The organism is Curtobacterium sp. B18, assembly GCF_000333375.1.
GTDB lineage: Bacteria > Actinomycetota > Actinomycetes > Actinomycetales > Microbacteriaceae > Curtobacterium.
On record NZ_BACZ01000373.1, the window covers coordinates 1 to 10109 of the forward strand.

General features: G+C 69.1%; 6 protein-coding genes and 1 pseudogene. All 7 read right to left on the minus strand.

Features of this window, described 5'->3' with window-relative positions:
* Window positions 1-2733, minus strand: a 2733-nt coding sequence (rpoC, locus tag I5E_RS10275) for a DNA-directed RNA polymerase subunit beta' (protein ID WP_022906902.1), incomplete at its 3' end; no start/stop codon positions are given.
* A 42-nt stretch (window positions 2734-2775) separates the two neighbouring features.
* Window positions 2776-6263 (minus strand): annotated as a pseudogene (gene rpoB / locus I5E_RS21570) (DNA-directed RNA polymerase subunit beta).
* A gap of 355 nt (window positions 6264-6618) precedes the next feature.
* Window positions 6619-7146, minus strand: a complete 528-nt coding sequence (locus tag I5E_RS10285; protein ID WP_022906903.1) for a hypothetical protein — start codon at window positions 7144-7146, stop codon at window positions 6619-6621.
* 369 nt (window positions 7147-7515) lie between these two features.
* Entirely contained in the window at window positions 7516-8028 is a 513-nt protein-coding gene (locus I5E_RS21575; RefSeq protein WP_261974897.1) for a LuxR C-terminal-related transcriptional regulator, read from the minus strand.
* The gene (locus tag I5E_RS26410; RefSeq protein ID WP_261974898.1) at window positions 7911-8186 is read right to left on the minus strand and encodes a response regulator transcription factor; all 276 of its coding nucleotides are present in this window, start codon (window positions 8184-8186) and stop codon (window positions 7911-7913) included. The genes I5E_RS21575 and I5E_RS26410 overlap by 118 nt, the downstream gene beginning before the upstream one ends.
* Window positions 8183-9412: a sensor histidine kinase gene (locus I5E_RS10295; protein WP_022906904.1), complete on the minus strand. Its 1230-nt coding sequence runs from the start codon at window positions 9410-9412 to the stop codon at window positions 8183-8185. The genes I5E_RS26410 and I5E_RS10295 overlap by 4 nt, the downstream gene beginning before the upstream one ends.
* Entirely contained in the window at window positions 9409-9918 is a 510-nt protein-coding gene (locus tag I5E_RS25440; protein WP_022906905.1) for a hypothetical protein, read from the minus strand. Before I5E_RS25440 ends, I5E_RS10295 begins: the two co-directional genes overlap by 4 nt.
* Between the last annotated feature and the right edge of the window lie 191 nt (window positions 9919-10109).

The following is a 10109-nucleotide window of genomic DNA, read 5'->3' on the forward strand; positions in this document are numbered from 1 at the left end:
GGCCAGGGTGCGCGAGTACACGGTGTTCTCGACGCGCGGGTCGCGGACCAGCTTGCCGTCGGCGCCCACGGTCGCGATCGGGAGCTCGAGGCCCCGCGTCGTGCCGCAGTCGTCCTCGCGGATGATGACGTCCTGCGAGACGTCCACGAGACGACGGGTGAGGTACCCGGAGTCCGCGGTCCGGAGCGCGGTGTCGGCAAGACCCTTGCGAGCACCGTGCGTGGCGATGAAGTACTCCGCCACGGTCAGGCCCTCGCGGTACGAGTTGATGATCGGGCGGGCGATGATCTCGCCCTTCGGGTTGTTCACCAGACCACGCATACCGGCGATGTTGCGGACCTGGAGCCAGTTACCACGGGCACCGGACGACACCATGCGGTTGATGGTGTTGTCGACCGGGAAGTTGTCGCGCATCTCCTGCGCGATCTCGTTCGTGGCCTCGGTCCAGATCTTGATCAGGTCGGCGCGACGCTCGGAGTCGGTGATCAGACCCTTGTCGAACTCGCCCTGCACCTTGGCGGCCTGGACCTCGTAGCCCGCGATGATCTCCTTCTTGCGAGGAGGCGTCACGACGTCCGAGAGCGCCACGGTCACACCGGAGCGCGTGCCCCAGTAGAAGCCCGCGTCCTTGATCCGGTCGAGCGCTGCGGCCGTCTCGGTCTTGGAGTAGCGCTCGGCGAGGTCGTTGACGATCGCGGAGAGCACGCCCTTGTCGGTGACCTTCTGGACGAACGGGTAGTTCGCCGGGAGGGTCTCGTTGAAGAGCGCACGGCCCAGGGTCGTCTCGAGCAGCACGGTGTCGCCCTGCTCGTAGCCCTCGGGTGCTTCACCCTCGGCGAAGTGGACGTCCGCCATGCGAATCTTCACCAGCGCGTTGAGGTGCAGCGTGCCCTGGTCCTTCGCGAGGATCGCCTCGGCGACGGACGAGAACGCACGGCCCTCACCCACGGCGCCCTCGCGGACGGTCGTGAGGTGGTGCAGACCGATGATCATGTCCTGTGCGGGCAGGGTCACCGGGCGGCCGTCGGACGGCTTGAGGATGTTGTTGGAGGCGAGCATCAGGATGCGGGCCTCGGCCTGGGCCTCGACCGACAGCGGCAGGTGCACGGCCATCTGGTCACCGTCGAAGTCCGCGTTGAACGCAGCACACACGAGCGGGTGGAGCTGGATGGCCTTGCCCTCGACGAGCTGCGGCTCGAACGCCTGGATGCCCAGACGGTGCAGCGTCGGCGCACGGTTCAGCAGCACGGGGCGCTCGCGGATGATCTCCTCGAGCACGTCCCACACCTGCGGACGCGAACGCTCGACCATGCGCTTGGCCGACTTGATGTTCTGCGCGTGCGACAGGTCGATCAGGCGCTTGATCACGAACGGCTTGAAGAGCTCGAGCGCCATCTGCTTGGGCAGACCGCACTGGTGCAGCTTCAGCTGCGGGCCGACGATGATGACCGAACGGCCCGAGTAGTCGACGCGCTTGCCGAGCAGGTTCTGGCGGAAACGACCCTGCTTGCCCTTGAGCATGTCGCTCAGGGACTTCAGGGCGCGGTTGCCGGTACCCGTGACCGGACGACCACGACGACCGTTGTCGAACAGCGCGTCGACCGCTTCCTGCAGCATGCGCTTCTCGTTGTTCACGATGATCTCGGGGGCACCGAGGTCGAGCAGGCGGCGGAGACGGTTGTTGCGGTTGATCACACGACGGTAGAGGTCGTTGAGGTCACTCGTGGCGAAACGGCCACCGTCGAGCTGCACCATCGGGCGCAGCTCCGGCGGGATGACCGGCACGACGTCGAGCACCATCGCGGCCGGCGAGTTGCCGGTGGCGAGGAAGGAGCTGACGACGCGCAGACGCTTGATCGCGCGGATCTTCTTCTGGCCCTTGCCCTCGGCGATCTGCAGGCGCAGCGCCTCGGCCTCGGCGGCCAGGTCGAACGCCTCGAGCCGCAGCTTGATCGCCTCGGCGCCCATGTAGGCGTCGAAGTAGATCCCGAAGCGGTCCTGGAGCTCGTGGAAGACGGCGTCCTCGGGCTTGAGGTCGCCCACCTTGAGGTTGCGGAAGTCCTCCCACACGCGCTCGAGGCGGGTGATGTCCTCGTCGAACGACTTGCGGACCTGGGACATCTCCTTCTCGGCGGTGTCCTTGGTGCGGCGCTTGACGTCGGCCTTGGCGCCCTCTTCCTCGAGCGCTGCGAGGTCGTCCTCGAGCTTCTTGAGGCGGTCGGCGATGATCGAGTCGCGCTGCCCCTCGAGGTTCTTGATCTCGAGGCGCATCTCGTTCTCGAGACCCGGCATGTCCGCGTGACGGCCCTCTTCATCGATGTCGATGATCATGTACGCCGCGAAGTAGATGACCTTCTCGAGGTCCTTCGGCGCCATGTCGAGGAGGTACCCGAGGCGCGACGGGACGCCCTTGAAGTACCAGATGTGCGTGACGGGCGCGGCGAGCTCGATGTGGCCCATGCGCTCACGGCGGACCGAGGACTTGGTGACCTCGACGCCGCAGCGCTCGCAGACGATGCCCTTGAACCGGACACGCTTGTACTTGCCGCAGGCGCACTCCCAGTCGCGGGACGGACCGAAGATCTGCTCGCCGAACAGACCGTCCTTCTCGGGCTTGAGGGTGCGGTAGTTGATGGTCTCCGGCTTCTTGACCTCGCCGTACGACCACTGGCGGATGTCCTCGGCCGTGGCGAGACCGATCCGCAGTGCGTCAAATGAAGTTGCTTCGAGCAATGTTCTTCTCTCTAGCTGGATTCGTTACGAGTACGGGCGGGATCAGATGTCGTCGACGGACGACGACTCGAACCGCGAGGAGATGTTGATGCCGAGCTCTTCAGCGGCACGGAAGACCTCGTCGTCCGTGTCGCGGAGGCTGACCGCCTGGCCGTCGGCCGAGAGGACCTCGACGTTCAGGCAGAGCGACTGCATCTCCTTCATGAGGACCTTGAACGACTCCGGGATGCCGGGCTCCTGGATGTTCTCGCCCTTGACGATCGCCTCGTAGACCTTCACGCGGCCGAGGATGTCGTCGGACTTGATCGTCAGGAGCTCCTGGAGGGCGTAGGCGGCGCCGTACGCCTCGAGCGCCCACACCTCCATCTCGCCGAAGCGCTGTCCACCGAACTGCGCCTTACCACCCAGCGGCTGCTGCGTGATCATCGAGTACGGACCGGTCGAACGGGCGTGGATCTTGTCGTCGACCAGGTGGTGCAGCTTGAGGATGTACATGTAGCCGACCGAGACGGGCTCCGGGAACGGCTCGCCGGAGCGGCCGTCGAAGAGCTGCGCCTTGCCGGACGAACCGATCAGGCGCTCGCCGTCGCGGTTCGGGAGGGTCGAGTCGAGGAGGCCCTCGATCTCGCGCTCGTACGCACCGTCGAACACCGGGGTGGCGACCTTCGTGCCGGGCTCGGCGCTGCGGGCGGCCTCGGGGAGGGCGGACGCCCACTCCTGGATGCCCTCGACGTTCCAGCCCTGCTTCGCGAGCCACCCGAGGTGGATCTCGAGGACCTGGCCGAAGTTCATGCGGCCGGGGACGCCGAGCGGGTTGAGCACGATGTCGACGGGGGTGCCGTCGGCGAGGAACGGCATGTCCTCGACCGGCAGGATCGTCGAGATGACGCCCTTGTTGCCGTGACGACCGGCGAGCTTGTCACCCGCGGTGATCTTGCGCTTCTGGGCGATGTAGACGACCACGCGCTGGTTGACACCGGAGCCGAGCTCGTCGTCACCGTCCTGCGCGTCGAACACCTTGACGCCGATGATCGTGCCCTCTTCACCGTGGGGCACCTTCAGCGAGGTGTCGCGGACTTCGCGCGACTTCTCGTTGAAGATGGCGCGGAGGAGGCGCTCTTCGGCGCTCAGCTCGGTCTCGCCCTTCGGCGTGACCTTGCCGACGAGGATGTCGCCGGGGCGGACCTCGGCACCGATGCGGATGATGCCGCGCTCGTCGAGGTCGGCCAGGAGGTCCGGGCTGACGTTCGGGAGGTCGCGGGTGATCTCTTCCTTGCCGAGCTTCGTGTCGCGGGCGTCGACCTCGTACTCCTCGATGTGGATCGAGGAGAGCGTGTCGTCCTTCACGAGGTTCTGCGACAGGATCATCGCGTCCTCGTAGTTGTAGCCCTCCCACGGCATGAACGCGACGAGGAGGTTCTTGCCGAGCGCGAGCTCGCCGTTCTCCGTCGCGGGGCCGTCGGCGATGACCTCGCCCTGCTCCACGCGCTCGCCGGCCGAGACGACCACACGGTGGTTGTAGCTCGTGCCCTGGTTCGAGCGGTCGAACTTGCGCAGGTAGTAGGTCTGCGTGCCGCCCTCGTCGAGCTGCAGGGTCACGGCGTCGGCCGAGACCTCGGAGACGACACCGGCCTTGTCGGCGGTGACGACGTCACCGGCGTCGATGGCGGTGTAGCCCTCCATGCCGGTGCCGACGAGCGGCGACTCGGAACGGAGGAGCGCACGGCCTGGCGCTGCATGTTCGCACCCAAGAGGGCGCGGTTCGCGTCGTCGTGCTCGAGGAACGGGATGAGCGAGGTCGCGACCGACACCATCTGGCGCGGCGAGACGTCCATGTAGTCGACCTCGTCCTTGCCGACGAGCTCGACCTCGCCGCCCTTCTTCCGGACGAGCACCTTGTCGTCCTGGAAGTGGAAGGAGTCGGTGAGCGGCGCGTTCGCCTGGGCGACGACGAAGTCGTCCTCTTCCGAGGCCGTGAGGTAGTCGATGGTCGTGGTGACCTGACCGTTCACGACGCGGCGGTACGGCGTCTCGATGAAGCCGAAGGAGTTGATCCGACCGAAGGACGCGAGCGAGCCGATCAGGCCGATGTTCGGGCCTTCCGGGGTCTCGATCGGGCACATGCGGCCGTAGTGCGACGGGTGGACGTCACGGACCTCGACGCCGGCGCGCTCACGGGACAGACCACCCGGGCCGAGGGCCGAGAGACGACGCTTGTGCGTCAGGCCCGCGAGCGGGTTGTTCTGGTCCATGAACTGCGACAGCTGCGACGTCCCGAAGAACTCCTTGATCGCGGCGACGACGGGGCGCACGTTGATGAGGGTCTGCGGCGTGATCGCCTCGATGTCCTGCGTGGTCATGCGCTCGCGGACGACGCGCTCCATGCGGGACAGACCGGTGCGGACCTGGTTCTGGATGAGCTCGCCGACGGCGCGGATGCGACGGTTGCCGAAGTGGTCGATGTCGTCCACGTCGAGGCGCAGCTGCACCGGCTCGCCGTCGCGGACGCCGTCGAGGTTCGTCTTCTCGGCGTGCAGCGAGACGAGGTACTTGATCGTGCGGACGATGTCCTGCACGGTCAGGACCGAGTCGCTGAGCGGCGCGTCGATGCCGAGCTTGCGGTTGACCTTGTAGCGGCCGACCTTGGCGAGGTCGTAGCGCTTCGGGTTGAAGTAGAAGTTGTCGAGGAGCGCGCGCGCGGCCTCGGCGGCGACCTGCTCGCCCGGACGCAGCTTGCGGTAGATGTCCTTGAGCGCCTCTTCCTTGGTGAGGATGGCGTCCTTCTCGAGGGTCGACTCGATCGACGCGAAGCCCTTGAACTCGTCGAGGATCTCCTCGCTCGTCATGCCGAGCGCCTTGAGGAAGACCGTGACCGACTGCTTGCGCTTGCGGTCGATGCGCACGCCCACCTGGTCGCGCTTGTCGATCTCGAACTCGAGCCACGCACCGCGCGACGGGATCACGCGAGCGGAGTAGATGTCCTTGTCGGACGTCTTCTCCTGCTGGCGCTCGAAGTACACGCCCGGCGAGCGGACGAGCTGCGAGACGACGACGCGCTCGGTGCCGTTGATGATGAACGTGCCGCGCTCGGTCATGAGCGGGAAGTCGCCCATGAAGACCGTCTGCGTCTTGATCTCACCGGTCATGTGGTTCATGAACTCGGCGTTGACGTAGAGCGGGGCGGCGTAGGTCTTGCCACGCTCCTTGCACTCGTCGATGGAGTACTTCGGGTCCTCGAGCTCGGGCGACGTGAAGCCGAGCTGCATCGTCTCGCCGAGGTCCTCGATCGGGGAGATCTCCTCGAAGATCTCCTCGAGGCCGGAGTGCAGCGCGAGGTCGGTGCGACCCTGCTCCTGACCTTCGGCCAGGCGGGCCTTCCAGACGTCGTTGCCGACGAGCCAGTCGAAGCTCTCCGTCTGGAGTGCGAGCAGATCAGGAACCGTGAGGGTGTCCGTGATCTTGGCGAACGAGAGTCGCGAGTGGTTGCGACCGTTCTTGGGGTTGGTGGATGCGTTGGGCGCAGCAGCCAAGGGTTTGACCTCCGGTAGGCCCCGTCGGGCCGGTACTGACGAGCAGCACGTAGGTGAGTGGATTGACGCTTCGGCGCACCCCTCGAAGACACGCGATCACGCGACGGCCGGTGAGCTGTGCACGTGTGCGATGATCTGGGTGGACGGGACCCGCCGACATATACGGGACCGGCACCACCAGGGCACGTTCTGGAAGAACGCTGCGTCGACCGCAATATGACGACACGGATGCCAGGGAGCGCGAACTGCCATCATAGGTCGGCCTCGTCGCGGATGTCCAGTCCTGGCTTGACCGAATTCGGCAGTGCCGTGTATAAGCCGGTGGACGACCTCGGCATTCCCGCCCGAGCGCCCGTCAGCGGAGCGCGCGGAAGGCTCGCTCGGGCTGCCGGGTCCGCACGAACGTCACGCGTCCACGGTCGTCGGTGAACTCGATCCCGAGGCCCGGCGTGAGGATGAGCGCGCGGACGCCGCGGCCGATCCGGAGGCCGATGCCGCCGTACGTCGACGCGTCCGCCTCGACGAGTCGCACGTCGACGATCCGGTCGCGCGGGATCCGACGGGCCGGGAGCGGCCGGAAGCGCAGGACGACGTGGGTGTCCGTGACGTCGTAGCCCGAGCGTGCGACCAGCAGGAGGAAGCCGGCCGCGATCCCGACGAGCGCCGGCACCAGGAGCGACGCCTCCGGCGCGTCCCCCGGCCAGCCGAGCACCGCCGCGGTCAGCCCGAGTCCGCCGACCAGCAGGACCGCCCCCACCGCACGCATCCAGGTCGGCGCGTACTCGCGCTCGGCGTGGGCGGACGGTCGCAGGGCGCGGGTCGTCGGCGTGGGTCGGTGGGTCGTGGTCAGCCGGGACGTGGGGACGCTCACGGTGTCGGTCATGGGGTCGGCTCCTCGCGGGATCGGGTCCGTTCGTGCCCATGGACTCCATGACGCACGCTGTGTGATCGGTGGTCGCGCGACGGCGGGCAGGCCACGGGCGGCGCGCAGGAGAGCGGGGAGCCCGGCGCACGCCGACGGCGCGCACACCACGGGCAGTGGGGTTGCCCGACGGTCACGCCGCGGTCACGAGCGGGGTGCGGAACCGTGGGGTGTGGGGCACTGCACGGTTCGACGCACCGAGGTGACGACCCGGTGAACGGTAGGCGACGACCCTTGGCGTCCGCTGGTCGTCCATGTGCACGCATCCACTCGCAGGCCTCGGGAGGTGCCGGGTCCGGGCTGCGGACGAGCCGGGAACGCGGAGCCGGGTCAGCGCAGGACGCGGGCCACGGCCTCCGCGCGGGTGCGGACGCCGAGCTTCGTGAAGACCTGGTTCACGTAGGACTTCACGGTCGGCACGGTGAGGAACAGCTCGGCGGCGATCTGCGGGTTCGACCGGCCCTCGGCGATGCGCTCGAGGACGTCGGCCTCGCGCGGGGTGAGTTCCGGGAACCGGTCACGGAGCCCGGCGTCCGGCGACGACGCCGGCCCCGGACCCGGCGGTGCCGCGGGCGAGCCGCCGCCCGCGAGCTGCGCCACGAGCCGCGCACCCACGGCGGCGTCGAAGGTCGACTGCCCCGAGGCCACCGCGCGGATCGCGGTCGCGATCTCCGCGCGGCCGGCGTCCTTCGTCAAGTACCCGCGCGCACCGGCCTGCAGCGCGGTCAAGATCGAAGCGTCGTCGGCGAAAGTCGTGAGGACCAGCACGCCGACCCCCGGGTGCTCCGCGGTGATGCGCGCCGTCGCGGCGGGGCCGTGAACGCCGGGATCCGCAAGTTCCATGAGCACGACGTTCGGGGCGTGCCGCGCCCCTGGTCGATGGCCTTGGCCCCGTCGGACGCCTGGGCGACCACCTCGAGGTCGTCCACGAGCGAGAGCACCGTCACCAGGCCGTCGCGCACGATGGCCTGGTCGTCGACGACGAGCACGCGGATGGTCACGACCGGTCCCCTCGGGCGGCGAGCCGGTCGACGGGCAGGTGCATCGCCACGACGAACTCGTCGTCCGACCGGTCCGCCTCGACCGCGGCACCGCTGCCGAGCTCGGCGAAGCGCTCCCGCATCCCGAGCAGCCCGTGCCCGCCGCCGGACAGCGGGTTCGCGACCACGACGTCCACGGCGTCGCCGTCCCGGATGACGGACAGGGACACGGGACGGCCGGGTGCGTGCCTGCGCGCGTTGCTGAGCGCCTCCCGGACCACCTGGACCACGGCGGCGCGGTGCGCCGCGTCGAGGGCCGTGAGCGCCGTGTCCCCCTGCGTCACGATCTCGCCGCCGAACGAGCGGTGAGCCGCGACGAGCGCGTCCAGGTCGGGTGCGTCCCCGGTCGCCGGACGGGAGGCGCGGCTCGGCTCGGCAGGGGACGGCACGTCCGTCACGGCGTCCGTCACGGCGTCCGTCCCCGCATCCGCCCCGGCATCGTCGCGGAGGGCGTGGACCGCGCGTCGCGCCTCGGCCAGGCCGTCCGCGGCGAGCGCCCGCGCCTCGGCCGCGCGCCGGGTGGCGTCGTCGACCCGGCCGGCTTCGAGCAGGGCCTCCACCGCGTCGAGCTGGAGCACCAGGCCGCCGAGCGAGTGCGCCAGCACGTCGTGGATGTCGCGGGCCGCGCGGGACCGGTCGGCGAGGAGCTCGGCGCGCTGCTGCTCCCGTTCGGCAGCCCGTGCCCGGTCCGCCGCGATCCGGAACTGTCGGCGGCTGAAGCCGATGAGGACCCCGAGGAGCAGGCCGCCGCTCGTCCCGAGGACGAACTGGACCGAGGCGTGCGCGATCGACGCGGAGACGGCGATGACGACGATCGCGGCGAGCGCGGCCACGGCGCTCGTCCAGACCGGGATGCGGAGGTTCGCGCCGAGGAGCACGATCCCGACGATCACGGGGACGATCATGAGCGAGTCCGTCGGCACCACGATGACCGACCCCGCGGCGATCATGACCACGCCGGCGACGAGGAGCACCCGGGGCGTCCGACCGAACTCGCGGAGGGCCCATGCGGCGAGCGCGACGGCACCGAGGACCCACACCCACGCCGGGTGGTGCAGCAGGACGCCGTTCCGGACGAACCAGAACGCGACGATCGCGATGCCGAGGCCGTTCAGCCCCCAGGCGGCACCGGAACGGGACCGGCCCCCGGGGAGGTCGGTCTCGTCCTTGCCGGTCAGCAGGGTCACCGGACCATCATGCCGCTCGGTCGGCGGTCGCCGCGGGGGATCCGCCCGTCGATGACGAGGGCGCGGGCGGCGCGGTTCAGGGCGAGGACGAGCAGGATCGTCCCGGTCGATGTGAGGAGGTGGGCGCCGAGGTGGCCACCGAGCACGTCGAGCCCGATGCGCACCACGATGAGCACGATCCACAGCGCGGCTCCGAGCGCCCCCGTGCGGGACTGGATCGTGCGGCCCTTGCGGTCCGGGGTGCCGACCGTGCGGAAGCGGGTGATGCTGCCCATGGTGAGGCCGACGCCCACCGTGACGAGGGCCTCGATGCCGAGCAGCACCACGTCCGTCGTGGTGATCGTCGATCGGGTCTGCGTGAGGACGACCACGCCGACGACCGCCATGACCAGCGGTGTGCGCCAGATGCGGGTCGGGTCGAGGTACTGCCAGGTCGCCTGGCGGTAGCCGAGGAACGCGACCAGGGCGATCCCGATGAGGATGTTCGCGAGGAGCTGGACCGACATGATCGTCCTTCCGGTGGGGTCCGGCGGGCCGTTCCCGACCGGTGGGACCAGCCTCGTCCGCGAGCGTCCGTCCGCCCACCAACCAGGGGTGGGGACCCGGGTGGGGATCCAGGTGGTGTTCGATTGGTGCCATGGCTGATGCGTTCGACGGGTTCCGGATCGGTGCGGGGTACGCGGTGGTCGAGCCGACC